Genomic DNA, 19,023 nt, shown 5'->3' with positions numbered 1-19,023 from the left:
CCAGACCTGATGATCGGCTTCCTGCTGCGACGCGCCGCGAACTATGTGGTGTTGCTGCTGCTGGCCTCGTTCCTGACCTTCGCCGTCGCCGGTCTGACCTTCCGGCCGCTGGACAGCCTCGAACAGCGCAATCCGCGCCCGCCGCAGTCGGTGATCGACGCGAAGGCCGCCGAACTGCATCTCGACGAGCCGATCCCGCAGCGCTATCTCACCTGGGTCAGCGGCGCGGTGCACGGCGATTTCGGCACCACGCTGGCCGGGCAGCCGGTGAGCGAGGAACTGGGCAGGCGGGTCGGGGTGAGTCTGCGACTGCTGCTCGTCGGCTCGGTGCTGGGCACGGTGCTCGGCGTGCTGATCGGCGCGGCCGGTGCGATCCGCCAGTACAAATTCAGCGACTACTTCACCACGATCGTCTCGCTGGTGCTGCTCAGCACGCCGATCTTCCTGCTCGCCACACTGCTGAAATACGGTGCGCTGGAGATCAACTCGATGACCGGGCAGCGCATCTTCCTCTACACCGGCGAGACCTCGGCGCATCGGATCGACGGGTTGTGGCCGCAGTTGCTCGACCGGCTCCAGCACCTGGTGCTGCCCACACTGGCGCTGGCGCTCGGCGCGATGGCCGGCTACAGCCGATATCAGCGCAACGCCATGCTCGATGTGCTGCAGAGCGATTTCATCCGCACCGCGCGGGCCAAGGGGCTGACCAGACAGCGCGCGCTGTACAAGCACGGCCTGCGCACGGCGCTGATCCCGATGGCGACACTGTTCGCCTACAGCCTGGGCGGCCTGATCACCGGGGCCACCTTCACCGAGAAGATCTTCGGCTGGCACGGGGTCGGCGAATGGCTGGTGGACTCGGTCAACGCCCAGGACATCTACGTGGTGGTGACGGTGACGGTGTTCACCGGCGTGGTGGTGCTGGTGTCGGGACTGCTGTCCGACATCGTCTACGCCGTGCTCGACCCGCGGGTGCGGGTCGGATGACGGCCGGATCGCACGGACAGCGCGAGGCGAGGGGCGGGCGGACATGACCGAAGCCGAGATCATCGTCGCCGGAGCCCCGCGGGCGGCCACCGGCAGGCGGGCGCTGGTGCGGCGGCGGTTCCTGCGCAACAAGCCGGCCGTGGTGGCGGCGGTGGTGCTGATCCTGCTGGTGCTGGCCAGTTTCGTGCTGCCGCACTTCCTGCCCTACGACTACCTGTATCAGGACCGCACCGCGCTGCGGCAGCCGCCGAGCCCGCGGCACTGGTTCGGCACCGACCCGATCGGCCACGATGTGCTGGCCCAGACCCTGCGCGGGGCTCAGAAATCGCTGATCATCGGGTTCTGCGTGGCGGTGTTCAGCACCGCGCTGGCCGCGCTCGCCGGATCGGTGGCCGGGTTGCTCGGCGGATGGCCCGATCGGGCCATCATGTGGCTGGTCGATCTGCTGCTCGTGGTGCCGTCCACGATCATCATCATGCTGTTCGCGCCCAAGGTGAAGGGCGGCGGCGGGATCGCGCTGCTGGTGGTGCTGCTCAGCGTGTTCGGCTGGATGATCAGCGCGCGCATCGTGCGCGGGTTGACGATGAGCCTGCGCGAGCGTGAATTCGTCCGCGCGGCGCGGTATATGGGCGCGCCGACCCACACGGTGATCCTCACCCACATCGTGCCCAACATCGCCTCGATCCTCATCATCGACACCACTCTCGCGGTCGGCGCGGCGATCATGGCCGAAACCGGTTTGAGCTTCCTCGGTTTCGGCGTGCAGCCGCCGGACGTGTCTCTGGGCACGCTGATCCGCGACGGCACCGCCTCGGCGCTGACCTATCCCTGGTTGTTCCTGTTCTCCGGCGGGTTCCTGGTCACGGTGGTGTTGTGCGCGAACCTGGTCGGCGACGGGCTGCGCGACGCGTTCGATCCGAGTGCCAGGGGTGCGCGGAAACGGAAGCGGGCGAAGGCATGAGCGACACGGACAGTCCCCGCCGGGCAGGCGAGGCGGGCGCCGGCTTGCTGGAGATCGTGGATCTGCGGGTCTCCTTTCCGAGCGAGGAAGGCCGCATCGAGGCGGTGCGCGGGGTGAACCTGACCGTCGCGGAAGGCGAGGTGCTCGCCGTCGTCGGCGAGTCCGGCTCGGGCAAGTCGGTGTCGGCGCTGGCGATGATCGGCCTGCTGCCCGACCAGGCCAGGGTGAGCGGTTCCATCCGGCTGCGCGGGCGCGAGCTGATCGGCCTGGGTGACCGGCCGATGTCGAAGTTGCGCGGGCGCTCGATCAGCATGGTCTTCCAGGACCCGCTCTCGGCGCTCACCCCGGTGTACCGGGTGGGCGATCAGGTGGCCGAGGCGCTGCTGGCACACGGCCGGACGACCCGCAGGCAGGCCGCGGCGCGCGCGGTGGAGTTGCTGGATCTGGTGGGCATCCCGGACGCGGCGGTGCGCGCGCGGGCCTTCCCGCACGAATTCTCCGGCGGCATGCGCCAGCGGGTGGTGATCGCCATGGCCATCGCCAACGATCCCGCGCTGATCCTGTGCGACGAGCCGACCACCGCCCTGGACGTGACCGTGCAGAAACAGATCCTCGATCTGCTGCGCACCGCACGCGACATCACCGGCGCGGGCGTCGTCATGATCACCCACGACATGGGCATCGCCGCGACCCTGGCCGACCGGGTGGCGGTCATGTACGCCGGGCGCGTGGTGGAGACCGCGCCCGCCGCCGACTTGTTCGCCGAGCCGCGCATGCCCTACACCGTTGGCCTGCTGGGTTCGATTCCCCGGATGGACGGCCCGATGCGCAGCCCGCTGATCCCGATCGCCGGCGCACCGCCCGCCATGCAGGCTCTGCCGCCCGGATGCGCCTTCGCCCCGCGTTGCCCCGTCTCGATCGACGAGTGCCGCACGATCGATCCGGTGCTGACCCCGACCGGCGAACGTGGCCTCGCCGCCTGCATCCGGACCGGTGATCTGAGCGCCGACGACCTGTTCGCCGCCTACCGCCGCGACCTGGACGGGACCGGCACCGCGAGCGCACCGGCCGGGAACTCCGACCACGAGGCCACTGCCGCCTCCGTCGCCACCCCGACCTCGGCGGTCGGGCAGCCCGACGCCACCCACACCTCGGATGCCGTGCCCGGCACGGCGAGCCCGTCCGGCGACGCCGCCTCGGATCCGACGGTGGTCCTGCGGGTAACCGATCTGGCCAAGACCTATCCGCTCACCTCGGGGGTGATCCTGCGACGGCGGACCGGCGAGGTGCGCGCGGTCGACGGCATCGATTTCGAGGTGCACGCGGGCCGCACGCTGGCGCTGGTCGGCGAGTCCGGGTCGGGCAAATCGACCACGCTGACCCAGATCCTGGATCTCGAGCCGCCGGAGCGGGGACGCATCGAGGTGCTCGGCCACGACGTCGCCACGTTGACCAAAGCCCAGAAGCGGCAGCTGCGGCGCAAGATGCAGATCGTCTTCCAGGATCCGACCGCGGCGCTGGACCCCCGCTTGCCCATCTCGGACGTGCTGGCCCAGCCGTTGCGCATCGACGGGCGTCCGCGGGCGGAGATCGCCCGGCGGGTACCGGAACTGCTCGAGCTGGTGGGCCTGCGTCCCGAGCACGCCGATCGGTATCCGGCGGACTTCTCCGGCGGGCAGAAGCAGCGCATCAGCATCGCCAGGGCGCTGGCGCTGGACCCGGAACTGCTGGTGCTCGACGAGCCGGTGTCCTCGCTGGACGTGTCCATCCAGGCGGGCGTGCTGAACCTGTTGCGGCAGTTGCAGGCCGATCGCGGGCTGTCGTATCTGTTCGTCTCGCACGATCTATCGGTGGTGCGCAATCTCGCCCACGAGATCGCGGTCATGCACCGGGGCAAGATCGTGGAATCCGGGCCCGCCGAACAGGTGCTCGGCGACCCGAGGCATCCGTACACGCGGGCGCTGATCGACGCGGTGCCGACACCGGCGCTGTCGCGATAGGAGGTAGATCATGGGCATCCGCACATCGCGACTGCTGGCCGGGCTGAGCGCGGGCGCACTGCTGGCCGCGCTGCTGGCGGGCTGTTCGGCGGACGACCGTTCCGCGACAGGGCTGTCCGACGCCATCGGCAGCACCAGCGACATCAATCCGGTCGAGCGTGACCGGGTCGCCGAGGGCGGCAATCTGCGGCTGTCGGTGAGCTCCTTCCCGGCGAACTGGAACACCCTCTCGATCGACGGCAACGAGGGCGATATCGCCTCGATCACCCACGCGATGTTGCCGCGTTCGTTCGTCTCCGACGCGGCGGGCCGACTCAGCGTCGATCACGACTTCTTCACCGATGTCGCGCTGACGAACACCGAGCCCCAGCAGGTCACCTACACGATCGAGCCGAAGGCGGTGTGGTCCGACGGCCGCCCGGTGACCTGGGAGGACATCGCCTCCCAGGCGAACGCGCTGAGCGGGCGTGATCCGCGCTTCCAGATCGCCATGACCAACGGCTTCGACCGGGTCGCCCGGGTAGAGCGCGGCGTCGACGACCGCCAGGCGGTGATCACCTTCGAACGCCCCTACGCCGAGTGGCGCGGCCAGTTCGCGGGCAACGCGATGCTGTATCCGAAGTCGGTGACCGCCGACCCGGAGGCATTCAACGACAGCCTGACCGACGCCATGGGGCCGACCGCGGGCCCGTTCCGCATCCAGTCCACCGACCGTGCCCAGGGCCGCATCGTGCTCGAGCGCAACCCGCTGTGGTGGGGCGAGACGCCCAAGCTGGACACCATCACCTTCAGCGTGCTCGACAGCGTCGCGCGCGTATCCGCCCTGCAGAACGACGAATTGGACGTCTCGCAGCTCAACAGCGTCGACGAGGTGCTGCTCGTGCGCGACACCCCCGGCCTCGAGGTACGGCGCGCGCCGGGGAACCGCTGGCGGCACATCACCTTCAACGGCGCGCCCGGGTCCATCCTGGCCGATCCGGGCGTGCGGGTGGCGATCGGCAAGGCGATCGACCGGCAGGCCATCGCCTCGGCGCTGCAGAACGGGCTGGTGGAATCACCGACGCCGCTGAACAATCACATCTACCTGCAGGGCCAGGAGGGCTACCGGGACAACGCCCCCGCCTTCGATCCGGCGGCCGCCGAACGCGAACTCGACGAACTCGGCTGGCTGCGCCGGGGCGATGTGCGGGTCAAGGACGGGCGCGAACTGGTGATCCGCGACGTGATGTACGACGACCCGACCTGGGTGCAGATCGCGGGGATCATCCAGAACGACCTGGCGCGGATCGGCGTACGCCTGCAGATCGACACCAGGCCCGGCGCCGGCTTCTTCACCGATGTCATCCAGCCCGGCGATTTCGACGCCGCCCAGTTCATCTACCAGGGCGACGCCTTCCCGCTCAGCAGCGTCCCGCAGACCTACGGGTTCTACCCGCCCAACACGCAGAACAATTTCGGGCGGATCGGATCGCCGGAGCTCAACGAGCTGATCGAGGCCACCCTGTCCGAGCTCGATCCGCAGCGGGCGATCGAGCTGGCCAACGAGGTCGACCACGCGGTGTTCGCCGAAGGCCATTCCCTGCCGCTGTACCAGTGGGACGGCAGCTACGGCGTGCGCGCCGATCTGGCCAACTTCGGCTCCCCCGGCCTGGCGTCCTACGACTACACCGCCATCGGATTCCTCCGGTGAGCGGCGAATCCACCGCGTACGCGCGACATTCAGGGAGGCGACGATGAAGATACGCCCGGCCGCACGGCTCGCGGCTCCGCTGCTGGCGATCGGCGTGGTCCTCGCGGCCTGTAGCGGCGATACCGGCGACCTCGTCGGCGACTCCACCGTCGGCGCGACCAGCGATATCAACCCGCACGATCCGGGTGAGCTGCGCGACGGCGGCAACCTGCGGCTCGCGCTGACCGCGTTCCCGCCCACTTTCAACAGCCTGCACGTCGACGCGGACGCCGATGTGTCCACCGTGATGGCATCGACGCTACCCGGCACGGTCACCGCCGACGCGGCGGGCGAACTCTCGGTCGATCACGACTACTACACCGACATCGAGCTCACCGGCACCGATCCGCAGCAGATCACCTACACCATCAACCCGGCGGCGGTCTGGTCCGACGGGACGCCCATCACCTGGGAGGATCTGCGGTCCCAGGCGAACGCGCTGAGCGGGCGGGACCCGGCCTACCGGGTGTCGGCCACCCAGGGCTACAGCCGGATCGCCTCGGTCGAACGCGGCGTCGACGACCGGCAGGCGATCGTCACCATGTCCGATCACTACGCCGAGTGGCAGGGCATGTTCAGCCCGCTCTATCCGAAGGCCACCACCGAATCGCCGGAGGCCTTCGAGAACCTGGACCGCCAGGCGCCGCGCGTATCGGCCGGGCCGTTCGTCGTCACCGACATCGACCGCGCCCAGCAGCGCATCGTGCTCGGCCGCAACCCGTCCTGGTGGGGCGAGACGCCGAAGCTGGAGAACGTCACCTTCAGCGTGCTCGACTACGCGGCCCGTATCAACGCGCTGCAGAACGACGAACTCGACTCCGCGGAGATCTCGAGCCTCGACGAGGCGAGCGCCGCCACCCAGTCGCCGGGGCTGGTGGTGTTGCGCGCGCCCGCTCTGCGGTTCTCGCACATGACCTTCAACGGCGCCCCCGGCTCCATCCTGGAGGATGCCCGCCTGCGGGTGGCTGTGTCCAAGGCCATCGACCGCCAGGCCATCGCCTCGGCGATCCAGAACGGTCTGGTCGCGGACCCGAAGCCGCTGAACAATCACATCTACCTCGACGGTCAGAAGGGTTACCGGGACAATGCCCAGGCCGTCGCCTTCGATCCGGCGGCCGCCGAGCGCGAGCTCGACGAGCTGGGCTGGGTGCGCGAGGGCGACGTGCGGGTCAAGGACGGGCGTCCGCTCGAGCTGCGCATCGTCATGTACCAGCAGCAGACCTGGGTGCAGATGTCGCAGATCGCCCAGCAGAGCCTGGCGCAGGTGGGCGTGCGGCTGAAGATCGAGACCTATCCGGGCAACGGCCTGTTCACCGATGTCGTCGACCCGGGCAACTTCGACATCGTGAACTTCTCCTGGAACAAGAGCATCTTCCCACTCGGCGCGCTGCCGCAGATCTACGCCTACGACCCGGCCAACCCCTTGAGCAACAAGGGCCGGATCGGTTCGCCGGAACTCAACGAGCTGATCGAGCGCACGATCTCCGAGCTCGATCCCGACAAGGCGATCGAGATGGCCAACGAGGCCGACCGGATGATCTTCGAACTCGGCTTCTCACTGCCGCTCATGCAATCGGTCGGCATGGTGGCTCAGCGCGCGGACCTCGCCAACTGGGGTGCGTTCGGCCTGCAATCGGAGAACTGGACGAAAGTCGGCTTCCTGAAGTGAGTTCCGGGACGAGCGGGCAGGCGCGCCCGCTCGCCTATCCGCTCGGCGTGACGGCGGCCGCGCTCGCCGGGTGCGCGGCGGTGCTGCCCTTCGGCGATGTCGATCAGCGCGCCGCCGCGGCCGCGGTGGCGCTGGTCGTGCTCGGCTACAGCGGAATCCGGCTGGCCAGGGCGCTCGGGGCGCTGCCACACGGCTTGCCGGAGGAGGTCCGGACAGCGGGCGTGCCGGTGCGTCGGGTCCGTCAGCAGCATCGTCTGGTCAGCCGGTCGTGGCTGGAAATCGGCGTGCCCGGCCGGCCGGACCGGTGGTGGCTGCCGGTGTACTTCACCCCGGAACTGGTGCGCCTCACCGCGACCGAGGCGCGGGTGGACGCGCGATACATCGAGGTCGCGGGAATGCGGATGCTTCCGGCCGGACGGGCGCGCGACAGCGAACCGGCGGGCCGGCTGCTCGACAACCCGGTGCGGCCCGATCCGGATGCCGGGCGTCGAGCGCGCACCGCGAACCGCCTGTCCCGGCGGTTGCTGCTGGACGCCCAGCCTGCCGTCGCGGCCCCGATCGCCGCATTGCTGTGGGTGTATCTCGACGGCGGCGGATTCGGCGCCTTCCTGGGTGCGCTGTGCGTAGCCGGAGCGGCGGCTGTGTGGCTGACGGCGATCCGTGGTTCCGATCCGAGCTGACATTGGTCTTACCACTTGACCAGTTGACCACTACGGGCGCAGAGTTGTCGCATGGCGTTGCAACCAGTGGTCAAACGGTCGGTGTCGACGGAGGTCTTCGAGCAGATCGCCGAGGAGGTACTCAGCGGTGAACGAGCCCCGGGCTCGGCGCTGCCCAGCGAACGGCAGCTCGCGGAGGCGCTCGCGGTGTCCAGGCCTGCCGTGCGCGAGGCCCTGCAGCGACTTGCCGGGGCCGGGCTGGTCTCGGTGCGCCAGGGCGACACCACCACCGTGCTCGACTACCGGCGCGGCTCCGGGCTGGAGATCCTGCCGCGGCTGCTGATCCGGCAGGGCACACTCGATCCCACCGTGGCCCGCAGCATCCTCGAGGCCAGGCTGCACAACGCGCCCAAGGTCGCCGAGCTGGCCGCGGCGCGCACCCGCCGCCCCGCGGATCGCGACCGCCTGCGACACGCCCTCGACACCACCCTGGCCGAGCTGGCGGGTGAGACCGAGCCGATCGCGCTGCAGCGGCACGCGCTCGAATTCTGGGAGCACCTGGTCGACGCGGCCGACTCGCTGGTGTTCCGCCTGATGAACAACATGCTGCGCGCCGCCTACGAGCCCGCGCTGGCGGCACTGGCCCCGCTCATGACGGTCGAGGTCGGCAATGCCGCCGGGTACCGCGCGGTGGCCGAGGCGGTGCTGGCAGGCGATCCCGCCACCGCCGCCGAACGTGCCCACACCCTGCTCGAACCGGCGACCACCAGCCTGATCGCCGCCCTGGACAGCGCCATCGACGCATCCGAACAACCCACTCCGCACAGCGAGGTGCCCTCATGACCGGAACGACCGCGCGCCGGGGGATGACCCTGCGCGACGCCCGCGCCGAATTCGTCCGTCACCCCTCCCCCTGGCTGATCGGCGCCACCCTGATCGCCGCGTCGGGCGCGCGCGTGGCGCTCGGCGACTGGCAGCCGACCGACGCGCTGGTGCCGCTGGTGATCCTCGCGGCCTTCCCGTTGGTCGAGTGGATCATCCACGTGCTGGTTCTGCACTGGCGCCCCAAGCAGCTCGGGCCGCTGCGGCTGGATTCCGAGCTGGCCCGCAAACACCGTGAGCACCACCTCGATCCGCGCGATATCCCGCTGATCTTCATCCCCACCCGCTCGCTGGTCTTCGTCATCGCCGGGCTGGTCGTGATCGCGGCGTTCGCCTTCCCGCGCACCGGCCTCGCCCTCACCTTCCTGCTCACCGTGGCGGCGCTCGGGCTCTGCTACGAGTGGACGCACTTCCTCATCCACACCGACTACAAGCCGCGGCACGCGCTCTACCGGGCGGTCTGGCGCAACCACCGCCACCACCACTACAAGAACGAGCACTTCTGGTTCACGGTGACCAGTTCGGGCACCGCCGACCGGCTCCTCGGCACCTACCCCGACCCCGCGGACGTGCCGACCTCGCCGACCGCGCGCCACCTGCACGGCGCCTGAATCCCTCGTTTCCGGCACGCGTCCGCGCGCTCGCAGGCGTTGACAAAATACCCCTGGGGGGTATCGTCGGAGCCGTGAACACCACAACCAAGTTCGCCGGCTTCGGCATCGGTCTGGCTGCCGTCTTCGCGCTCGCACTGGGGATCGGCGCGCTGGTCGGTCCCACCGACTCGGGCGCCGATTCCGCCGAGCACGACGCGCACACCGGCGGCGCGGGCCAGACGAGCGCCATGCCCGGCGGCCTGCTGGTCACCGACGCGGGCTACACCCTGCAACTGGAGAACGCCCTGGTTCGGGCCGGCGACCGGGCGCCGCTGCGGTTGCGCGTCCTCGACGAGCACGGCGCGCCAGTCACCCGCTACACCACCAGCCACGACAAGGATCTGCACCTGATCGTGGTGCGCCGCGATATGACCGCTTTCCAGCACGTGCACCCGGTGCTCGGCCCGGACGGCGCCTGGAGCGTGCCGGTGGACCTGAGCCGCGCGGGCGACTACCGCGTCTTCGCCGACTTCGTCCCCGAGGGCGGCGAGAACCTGACACTCGGCGCGGATCTGCGGGTCGCCGGTGACTACGACCCGCGGCCACTGCCCGCACCCGCAGGCACCGCCACGACAGGCGACTACACCGTGACGCTGGACGGCACGGTCACCGCGGGCGCGAATTCGACGGTCACCCTCTCGGTCGCCCGCGACGGACGCCCGGTCACCGACCTCGAGCCCTACCTCGGCGCATACGGCCACCTGGTCGCACTGCGCGGCGCCGACCTCGCCTACCTGCACGTGCACCCCGAGGGTGGTCCCGGCGACGGAGTCACCCCGGCAGGACCGGGCATCACCTTCGCGATGACCGCGCCGAGCCCGGGCGACTACCGCCTGTTCCTGGACTTCCAGCACGAAGGCGTCGTGCGCACCGCCGAGTTCACCGTGACCGTGCCCTACGAGAACTCGGACAGCTCGCCGGCTTCGGCAGGCCCAACGACCGCACCCGGCACCGGAACACCGAGCACCGTGCCGGGCGTGAGCCCCGGCGGCGAGCACGGCGACCACGGCCACTGAGCCCGGACCCCGTGCCACATCGAACGGAGCACCCCATGAGCACCGCCTCCCCCGCCCTGGCGCAGCAGGCGCCGCAGCTGATCGAATTACAGATCGGCGGTATGACCTGCGCCTCCTGCGCCAACCGCATCGAGAAGAAGCTGAACCGGCTCGACGGCGTGACGGCTACGGTCAACTACGCCACCGAGAAGGCCTCCGTCCAGATCACCGGCGACCTCACGCCCGCGGACCTCATCGCCACCGTCGAGGCCACCGGGTACACCGCCGAGCTGCCCGCGCCGCCGGTCTCCGCGTCCACGGCGCAGCCGCAGGCCGAGCCCGCCGACCCGACCGACGCGCTGCGGCAGCGCCTGATCGTCTCGGCGGTGCTGAGCATCCCGGTGATCGCGCTGGCGATGGTCCCGGCCTGGCAGTTCGAGTACTGGCAGTGGCTCTCGCTGACGCTGGCCGCGCCGGTCGTGGTGTGGGGCGCGTGGCCGTTCCACCGGGCCACCTGGGTGAACCTGCGCCACGGCGCGGCCACCATGGACACCCTGGTGTCGATCGGCACGCTGGCCGCCTTCGGCTGGTCGCTGTACGCGCTGTTCTTCGGCACCGCGGGGACGCCCGGCATGACGCACCCGTTCGAGCTCACCATCGCCAGGGCCGACGGCAGCGGCAACATCTACCTGGAGGCCGCCGCGGGCGTGACGACCTTCCTGCTGGCCGGCCGCTACTTCGAGGCCAGGTCCAAGCGCACGGCGGGGGCGGCGCTGCGCGCGCTGCTCGAACTCGGCGCGAAGGAGGTGACGGTCCGGCGCGGGCAGACCGAACAGCGGATCCCGATCGAACAGCTCGCCGTCGGCGACGAATTCGTGGTGCGGCCGGGCGAGAAGATCGCCACCGACGGCGTGGTGGTGGAGGGCGCCTCGGCCGTGGACGCCTCCATGCTGACCGGTGAATCCGCGCCGGTCGAGGTCGGCGTCGGAGACGCGGTCACGGGGGCGACGGTCGATGTCGGTGGGCGATTGGTGGTGCGCGCCACCAGGATCGGCGCCGACACCCAGCTCGCGCAGATGGCGAAGCTGGTGGAGCAGGCGCAGACCGGCAAGACCCAGGCGCAGCGGCTGGCCGACCGGATCTCCGGGGTGTTCGTGCCGGTGGTCATCGCGCTGGCGGTCGCCACGCTCGGCTTCTGGCTGGGCACCGGCGGTTCGGTGGCGGCGGCCTTCACCGCGGCCGTCGCGGTGCTGATCATCGCCTGCCCGTGCGCGCTCGGCCTGGCCACCCCGACGGCGCTGCTGGTCGGCACCGGCCGCGGCGCGCAGCTCGGCGTGCTGATCAAGGGTCCGGAGGTGCTGGAGTCGACACGGCGGGTGGACACCATCCTGCTGGACAAGACCGGCACCGTCACCACCGGCAAGATGGCCCTGCGCGAGGTGATCGCCGCCGAGGGCGAAGACGCCGACCGGGTGCTGGCCGTGGCGGGCGCGCTGGAGCACTCCTCCGGACACCCGATCGCCCGCGCGATCGCCGACGCCGCCCACGCGAAGACCGGCGACCTCGAGCAGGTACGCGACTTCGCCGATCTGGCCGGCCTAGGCGTGGAGGGCGTCGTGGCCGGGCGCCGGGTGCTCATCGGACGGGCCAGGCTGCTCGAGGAGCGCGGCCTGCCGCTGAGCGGCGAACTCGCCGAAGCGCTGGCGCGCGCCGAGCACGACGGCGGCACCGCGGTCGCGATCGCCTGGGACTCCCCCGCGGGCGGACTCGCTGCGCGCGGCGTCCTCGTCGTCGCCGACGCGGTGAAACCGACCTCCGCGCAAGCGGTCTCGCAACTGATCGGCCTCGGCCTGACCCCGATCATGGTGACCGGCGACAACGCCGCCGTGGCTCGCACCGTCGCGGACGAAGTCGGCATCGACGAAGTGATCGCCGGGGTGCTGCCCCAGGACAAGGCGGAGGTGGTGCGGCGGCTGCAGGACGAGGGCAAGGTGGTCGCGATGGTCGGCGACGGCGTGAACGACGCCGCCGCGCTCGCCCAAGCCGACCTGGGCCTGTCCATGGGCACCGGCACCGACGTGGCGATCGAGGCGGGTGATCTGACGCTGGTGCGCGGCGACCTGCGCGCCGCCGTCGACGCGATCCGGCTGTCCCGGCGCACACTGGGCACGATCAAGGTGAACCTGTTCTGGGCCTTCGCCTACAACGTCGCGGCGATCCCGCTGGCGATGGCCGGGCTGCTGAACCCGATGCTGGCAGGCGCGGCGATGGCCTTCTCCTCGGTCTTCGTGGTGAGCAACAGCCTGCGCCTGCGGGGATTCTCCTCGGCGGGCGGCGCGCACTGAGCGACACGAGCCCGTCCTCCCGAATCCGCGGAGGGCGGGCTCAGTCGCGCAATGCCTGCTCGCGCAGACTCTTCAGCGTGCGCGACAGGATGCGCGAGACCTGCATCTGCGAGCAGCCGAGTTGCTTGGCGATCTGATCCTGCGACATCGATTGGAAGAACCGCATTTCCAGCACCCGGCGCTCCCGTTCGGGCAGCGCCGCGATGAGCGGACGCACCGCGAGATAGTTCTCCACCGTGCCGTATTCGGGGTCCTCCTCGCCGAGCGTCTCGGCCAGCCCGGGCATCCCGGACTCCTCGCTGCTCGCCGAACCGTCGATCGAGGAGGTCTGGTAGGCGTTGCGGGCGACCAGCGCCTGGGTCACCTCGGCGATGTCGACGTCGAGTTCCTCGGCGATCTCGCGCGCCCTCGGCATCCGTCCGAGCCGCTGGGTCAGCGTCTCGATCGCCGGATTGAGGGTGGCCTGCAACTCCTTGAGCCGGCGCGGCACCCGCACCGACCAGGTGTGATCGCGGAAATGCCTGCGCACCTCACCCATGATGGTCGGCACCGCGAAGGCCAGGAACGGCGCGCCCTGGCCCGGATCGAAGCGGTCCACCGCGGCCACCAGACCGACCCGGGCGATCTGCAGCAGATCCTCGAAGTTCTCCCCGCGCCCGCTGAACTTGCGAGCGATGTGCTCGGCCAGCGGCAGGCAGCGCTCGATCAGCTCCTCGCGCAGCACCCGGCGGCGCGGATCGTCGGCGTCGAGAGCGGCCAGCTCGGCGAACTCGGGTTCCAGGTCCTGGTAGCCCCCGACCGCCGGCTCCACCGGACCGGTGGAGGCGGCCTCAGGCATCGGCGCGTCCGCGTGACCAGCGGAAATGCACGGTCGTCAGGTAGCCGCCGGTGGCATCGCGGGGGCCGGTGTCGATGGATACCGATTCGGTGAGGGTGGTGAGGATGTGCCAGCCGAATCCGGTGCGGTCGGGGCCGTCCTCGGTGACGGTGCGCGCCGAGACGGAGATGTCCATCGAGGCTTCCCCGTAGTTCAGCGAACAGTCCAGATCGGTGCCGGGTACCGCGTCCTGCATGAGTGCGGTGGCCACCTCGTCGAGCGCCAGCCGGATGTCGGCGACCTCGTCGATGCCGAAGTCGGCGATGAGTGCCACCGTCTCGGCCAGCGCGCGCAGCATGACGAGCTGATCGTAGCGGGCGGGCACGCGCACGCCGATGGTGGTGGTACGTGTCTCCGCCGAGGGGAACACCTTCTCGCCCTTACCCATAGGAGTACTCCTGGATGCGCCGCTGTCGAGCCCGGAACGACAGCGTACCGCTGCGAGGATCGCGGCCGTGGCGCGGGCCACCGCAGACGAGCACCAGCCGCCTGTATGGAGCGGATGACGGGATTCGAACCCGCGACCCTCACCTTGGCAAGGTGATGCGCTACCAGCTGCGCTACATCCGCGTGCCCGGCCGCTGCGGCCGTGCGATCGAGAACTTTAGCCGCCCCGTAGGCCGGTACAAAATCGCCTGGTCAGCGGGCTACGGGCGGGGCGGTCGGTCGTCGCCGGACGCGGCCCGTTTGGCCTGGCGTTCGGCGATCTCGGCGGCGTCGAGCGCGTTGGCCTCCTCCAGGGTGGGCGCGCTGCCGCCGAGCCGCGCGGGCACCCAGTAGGCGCCGGGTTCGTGCTCGTAGCTCTCCTGGAGCCCGGCCAGCAGGCGCTGCATGGTGGAGTGCAGCACTTCGGTGAGTTCCGCGGGCGGCAGGTTCGGCGCGATCGGCTCGCCCACCGCGATCGAAATCGGAGTGTTGGTGCGGCCCAGGCGCTTCGGATGTCCCTTCGTCCAAACCCGTTGCGCGCCCCAGATGACGAGGGGGATGATCGGCACGTCCGCCTCGATCGCCATGCGCGCGGCGCCGGACTTGAACTCCTTGATCTCGAAGCTGCGGCTGATCGTCGCCTCGGGGTAGACGCCGACCAGTTCGCCGCGCTTCAGGTAGTCGACGGCGGCCAGGTAGGAATCGGCGCCCGCCGTGCGGTCGACCGGAATGTGCTTGAGCGCGCGCATGATCGGGCCGGAGATCGCATTGTCGAAGACCTCCTTCTTGGCCATGAACCGGATGTAGCGCTTCACCCGGCGCGCGGGCAGGCCGGCGTAGGTGAAGTCCATGTACCCGGTGTGGTTGATCGCGATCACGGCGCCGCCCCGGGCCGGGATGTGCTCGGCGCCGGTGACGGTGAACTTCAGGCCCTGGGCGAAGAAGACGGTCCGGGCCAAGCCGATGATCGTCCGGTAGACGGGTTCCACAATTCCGCTAGCGTAGTCGCAGCATCGTCCGACCGGAACGGCCGCCGCCGAAACCCGTGTCGCCGCGCCGCCGCACCGGCCCCGTCCGCACCTGCCAGCGAAAGAGGATCGTCGAAGTGGAACGTGCCCGCCCGCACGCGAGGGAACACGACCGGACAGCAGCGAGCGGAGCGGGCGCCACACGCCGCGGCGGCCGCGCCCTGACCTGCGGTCTCGCTGCGGCAGCCCTGCTGCTCACCGGCTGCGACTCGGTGTCGGGCATCCCGGTCGACGACGCGCCGTCCTCGTCCCCCGCGAGCGAGGAGACGGTCTCGGCCGCAGGCGAGGAGAACGCCGGGGACACCGGCACCGCCGCGCCCGCGGCCCCGTCCACCCCCGCGCTGCCGCCGGTCCCCGACGACGCCCCCGAGGTGGGCGCGGTGCCCGGCGTGCCCGAGGCCGTGCCGGCCCTGCGCCGCTGGGCCGCCGACCTGGAGAACGGCACCATCGCCGAACTCCAGGAGAAGTGCTGGACGCTCGCGCCCGGCAATGTGACGCAGATGTACCAGTACCCGCAGGGCGTGCTGGCCGCGCTCGCCCAGCCGGGCGTCGCCACCGCCGACACGGTGACCTGGCAGAGCAGCACGCTCACGGTGACCGTGGACCGCGCGGTCCTGGCCGACGGCTATGCCTGCCCGCGGGTGGGCGCGGCGGGCACGAGCGTGCAGTACAACGACGCCGACGCCAGGCACACCGTGCGGCGCTATCTCGCGCGGCAGGTCGGCGAACCGCTCGCCCCGGCCGACACCGAGGAGACCCACCCGCTGCTGTGCGAGGCCTCGCCCGCGTCCTGGGATCCCACCGGCAGCGGCACGTCCGTGGCCGCCCCGCTGGCGGCGAACCCGCGCAAACTCGGCGACATCACCGCCTTCAGCGGCGAGCAACTCACCTCGGCCTGGCTCTCGGCGGACTACATCACCGTGGACGCCCCGATCACCGACGACGAGGGCAGCACGCGGACGCGCACCTTCACGCTGACCCAGCGCGAGACCGATTCGGGCAATTCGGCCGGCTACTGCATCGGCGACGTCACGACCTCGTAGGACCCAGGTCACCAGCCGGGGCAGCCGCCCACGACACTCGACCGCCGGCCACTACCCTGGGTACCGGCAACGTCAGGAGGAACAGCTCGTGCAGATCACCAGCGTCGGACACGCCGGATTCCACATCCGTACCGCGGCCGGGACCATCCTTTGCGATCCCTGGGTCAACCCGGCGTACTTCGGCTCGTGGGTCCCGTTCCCGGACAACACCGGGCTCGACTGGGACGCCCTCGGCGACTGCGATTTCCTCTACGTCTCACACCTGCACCGCGACCACTTCGACGCGAAGAACCTCGCCGAGCACGTGAACAAGGACGCCACGGTGCTGCTGCCGGACTTCCCGGTGCCCGACCTGCGCCGCGAGCTGGAGAAGCTGGGCTTCCACAAGTTCTTCGAGACCGAGGACTCGGTGAAGCACACCGTGACCGGGCCGGGCGGCGAGCTCGACATCATGATCATCGCGTTGCGCGCGCCCGCCGACGGCCCGATCGGCGACTCCGGGCTGATCGTCTCCGACGGCGAGACCACCTGTTTCAACATGAACGACGCCCGCCCGGTCGACATGGACGTGGTGCACGAGACGTTCGGGCACATCGACATCAACCTGCTGCAGTACTCCGGCGCCATCTGGTACCCGATGGTCTACGACATCCCGTCGCGCACCAAGACCAACTTCGGCAAGCAGAAGCGCCAGCGCGGCATGGACCGCGCCCGCAGCTACATCGAGCAGGTCGGCGCCACCTGGGTGGTGCCGTCGGCCGGTCCGCCGGTCTTCCTCGATCCCGAGCTGCGCCACCTCAACGACGACCACGGCGACGAGGGCAACATCTTCCCCGACCAGATGGTCTTCCTCGAGCAGATGCGCATCCACGGCAACGAGGGCGGGATCCTGATGATCCCCGGCTCGGTCGCCGACGTGCGCGGCAAGGAGCTCGAACTCACCCACCCGTTCGACCCGGACCGGATCTACGGCGACAAGGCCGCCTACATCGAGGACATGGCGCAGCGCTTCGCGCCGGTGCTGGAAGCCGAGAAGGCCACCTGGGCCACCGGCGAGGGCTCCCTGCTGGAGCCGTTGAAGGCGCTGTTCGAGCCGATCATGGCGCAGAGCGATCTGATCTGCGACGGCATCGGCTATCCGGTCGGCCTGGTGCTCGGCGACGAGACCGTGGTGCTGGACTTCCCCAAGCGGGTCGTGCGCGAGCCGATCGAGGGCGAGGGCCGCTACCGCTACGGCTTCCGCATCGCGCCCGATCTGGTGCGCACCGTGCTGCGCGACAACGAACCGGACTGGGTCAACACCATCTTCCTGTCCACCCGGTTCCAGGCCTGGCGCATCGGCGGCTACAACGAATTCCTCTACACCTTCTTCAAGTGCCTCACCGACGAGCGCATCGCCTACGCCGACGGCTGGTTCGCCGAGGCACACGACGACTCGGCCACCATCGAGCTCGACGGCTGGCAGGTGCAGCGCCGCTGCCCGCACCTCAAAGCCGATCTGTCGAAATTCGGTGTGGTGGAGGGCAATACCCTCACCTGCAACCTGCACGGCTGGCAGTGGGACCTGGAGTCCGGGCGCTGCAAGACGTCCAAGGGTCACGAACTGCGTTCCAGCAAACTCTGATTCGCGTCCGGGACCGCTACGGCCGCGCTGTCACGGCCACCGACGGCCGCCGGGTTTCGGTCCCGGACCCTACGGCTGCCCGGCCGCGGGTCGATCCGGCTGGTCCGCTACCGGGCCATTATCGATGCTCGCCACCGGGTCGATCCGGTAGCTCGGCCCCGGACCGACCCGGTGGGCGCGTGGCCAGCAGCAGCGCCAGCAAGGTCAGCGCGCAGCCGACGATCGCCCGGACCGAGACGCCGGGGCCGCCCGGCACGAGCAGATCCAGCAGGACCGAGGCGACGAGCTGCCCGGCCACCGAGGTGAGCCCGAGCAGCAGCACGCCGATCCAGCGCACGGTGACCGCGCCCAGGCCGATGAACGCGACGCCGATCGCGCCGCCGAGGTAGAGCCACGGCTCGCCGGGCAGCTCGCCGAGCCCGCCGACCGTCAGCAGCACCACCGACTCCACCGCGACCAACGCCGCGAACCCGACGGCGAAATTGATCAGCGTGGCCGGGGCCGGACCGCCCACCTCGCCGACCCGCCCGTTGACCGCCTGCTGCCAGGCCAGCCCGATCCCCGCCAGCGCGGGCAGCACGATCAGCAGGATGTGCGGCGCCGCGCGCACCGACTCCGGCAGCGCGAGACCGGCGGGCGAGGCGCCGGAACGACCGCTCGACGCCAGGAACACCGCGCCGATCGCGATCACCGCCGCCCCGGCCCGCAACGGCGTCACCGGCGTGCGCCCGCTCGGCGCGATACCCAGCCGGTCCACGACCAGGCTGCTCACCAGCTGCCCGGCCACCACCGCCACCGTGAACGCGGTGACCCCGATGGCCGCCACGGTCAACCCCTGGCTCGCCACGAAGAACGCCCCACACAGCCCGCCGAGCAACTGCCACACCCGCAGCCGCCCCTCCCCCACGGCCGCCCACACGTCCCCCAGCCCGCCGCGCAACCGCCGGCTCACCGCGAAGGCGATCATGAGCAACACCAGCCCGGTACCGAAACTGACCGTCGCCGCGGCGATCCCGTCGTGCAACCGCGCCCCCAGCGCACCGTTGATCCGCGCCTGCACCGCCACCCCCGCGCCGATGCCGAACCCGCACGCCACCCCCACCCTCATCCGCGCGGTCACCCCGAAACCGTACCGCCCGGCGCCC

At 70.5% G+C, this 19,023-nt stretch carries 16 protein-coding genes and 1 tRNA gene; 12 read left to right on the top strand and 5 right to left on the bottom strand.

Going from position 1 to position 19,023, the window contains the following annotated elements; translation table 11 throughout:
• The first annotated feature begins 9 nt into the window (after window positions 1–9).
• The 10 genes from ON26_RS00375 (at window position 10) to ON26_RS00330 (ending at window position 12,880) form a co-directional block, all read left to right on the top strand.
• The gene (locus tag ON26_RS00375) at window positions 10–987 is read left to right on the top strand and encodes an ABC transporter permease (protein ID WP_040793894.1); all 978 of its coding nucleotides are present in this window, start codon (window positions 10–12) and stop codon (window positions 985–987) included.
• Between the two features lie 43 nt (window positions 988–1,030).
• Window positions 1,031–1,948 carry an ABC transporter permease gene (locus tag ON26_RS00370; protein ID WP_040793893.1) on the top strand — a complete coding sequence of 306 codons (918 nt, stop codon included), beginning with the start codon at window positions 1,031–1,033 and terminating at the stop codon, window positions 1,946–1,948.
• Window positions 1,945–3,948, top strand: a complete 2,004-nt coding sequence (locus tag ON26_RS00365) for a dipeptide ABC transporter ATP-binding protein (RefSeq protein ID WP_051026444.1) — start codon at window positions 1,945–1,947, stop codon at window positions 3,946–3,948. Before ON26_RS00370 ends, ON26_RS00365 begins: the two co-directional genes overlap by 4 nt.
• Before the next feature lie 10 nt (window positions 3,949–3,958).
• A complete protein-coding gene (locus ON26_RS00360) occupies window positions 3,959–5,638 on the top strand; it encodes an ABC transporter family substrate-binding protein (RefSeq protein WP_040793892.1) in 1,680 nt (559 codons plus the stop codon).
• Window positions 5,639–5,681: 43 nt separating this feature from the next.
• Window positions 5,682–7,346, top strand: a complete 1,665-nt coding sequence (locus ON26_RS00355) for an ABC transporter family substrate-binding protein (protein WP_040793891.1) — start codon at window positions 5,682–5,684, stop codon at window positions 7,344–7,346.
• Window positions 7,343–8,026, top strand: a complete 684-nt coding sequence (locus ON26_RS00350) for a hypothetical protein (RefSeq protein WP_245545670.1) — start codon at window positions 7,343–7,345, stop codon at window positions 8,024–8,026. The genes ON26_RS00355 and ON26_RS00350 overlap by 4 nt, the downstream gene beginning before the upstream one ends.
• A 51-nt stretch (window positions 8,027–8,077) precedes the next feature.
• A complete protein-coding gene (locus ON26_RS00345; RefSeq protein WP_040793890.1) occupies window positions 8,078–8,848 on the top strand; it encodes a FadR/GntR family transcriptional regulator in 771 nt (256 codons plus the stop codon).
• Complete coding sequence (locus ON26_RS00340) at window positions 8,845–9,498, top strand: sterol desaturase family protein (RefSeq protein ID WP_040793889.1); 654 nt, start codon at window positions 8,845–8,847, stop codon at window positions 9,496–9,498. The genes ON26_RS00345 and ON26_RS00340 overlap by 4 nt, the downstream gene beginning before the upstream one ends.
• Window positions 9,499–9,572: 74 nt before the next feature.
• On the top strand, window positions 9,573–10,556 hold the full coding sequence (locus tag ON26_RS00335) for a DUF8832 domain-containing protein (protein ID WP_040793888.1): 984 nt from the start codon (window positions 9,573–9,575) through the stop codon (window positions 10,554–10,556).
• A gap of 35 nt (window positions 10,557–10,591) precedes the next feature.
• The gene (locus ON26_RS00330; RefSeq protein ID WP_040793887.1) at window positions 10,592–12,880 is read left to right on the top strand and encodes a heavy metal translocating P-type ATPase; all 2,289 of its coding nucleotides are present in this window, start codon (window positions 10,592–10,594) and stop codon (window positions 12,878–12,880) included.
• A gap of 40 nt (window positions 12,881–12,920) precedes the next feature.
• Here the strand turns inward: ON26_RS00330 and ON26_RS00325 are convergent, their stop codons facing one another.
• From ON26_RS00325 to ON26_RS00310, 4 genes are all read right to left on the bottom strand, one after another.
• Window positions 12,921–13,718, bottom strand: a complete 798-nt coding sequence (locus ON26_RS00325) for an RNA polymerase sigma factor SigF (protein WP_051026443.1) — start codon at window positions 13,716–13,718, stop codon at window positions 12,921–12,923.
• Window positions 13,711–14,145, bottom strand: a complete 435-nt coding sequence (locus ON26_RS00320; protein WP_040793886.1) for an ATP-binding protein — start codon at window positions 14,143–14,145, stop codon at window positions 13,711–13,713. The genes ON26_RS00325 and ON26_RS00320 overlap by 8 nt, the downstream gene beginning before the upstream one ends.
• Window positions 14,146–14,251: 106 nt before the next feature.
• A tRNA-Gly gene (locus ON26_RS00315) sits at window positions 14,252–14,327 on the bottom strand.
• Window positions 14,328–14,404: 77 nt separating this feature from the next.
• Entirely contained in the window at window positions 14,405–15,172 is a 768-nt protein-coding gene (locus tag ON26_RS00310; RefSeq protein ID WP_040793885.1) for a lysophospholipid acyltransferase family protein, read from the bottom strand.
• Between the two features lie 116 nt (window positions 15,173–15,288).
• On the opposite strand from ON26_RS00310, the gene ON26_RS00305 reads away from it, so the two are divergent.
• Together ON26_RS00305 and ON26_RS00300 are read left to right on the top strand one after the other, a co-directional pair.
• Complete coding sequence (locus ON26_RS00305; protein ID WP_051026452.1) at window positions 15,289–16,254, top strand: hypothetical protein; 966 nt, start codon at window positions 15,289–15,291, stop codon at window positions 16,252–16,254.
• A gap of 88 nt (window positions 16,255–16,342) precedes the next feature.
• The gene (locus ON26_RS00300; protein ID WP_040793884.1) at window positions 16,343–17,878 is read left to right on the top strand and encodes a Rieske 2Fe-2S domain-containing protein; all 1,536 of its coding nucleotides are present in this window, start codon (window positions 16,343–16,345) and stop codon (window positions 17,876–17,878) included.
• Window positions 17,879–17,996: 118 nt separating this feature from the next.
• Here ON26_RS00300 and ON26_RS00295 read toward each other — a convergent pair whose 3' ends face one another.
• Window positions 17,997–18,998, bottom strand: coding sequence for a DMT family transporter (locus ON26_RS00295; protein ID WP_245545669.1), 1,002 nt, complete (start codon window positions 18,996–18,998; stop codon window positions 17,997–17,999).
• Window positions 18,999–19,023: the final 25 nt, after the last annotated feature.

The sequence above is a fragment of the Nocardia higoensis NBRC 100133 genome (assembly GCF_000308595.1).
Lineage (GTDB): Bacteria > Actinomycetota > Actinomycetes > Mycobacteriales > Mycobacteriaceae > Nocardia > Nocardia higoensis.
The sequence above is the reverse complement of the archived record's forward strand: the minus strand, read 5'-3'. Positions and strand labels throughout refer to the sequence as shown.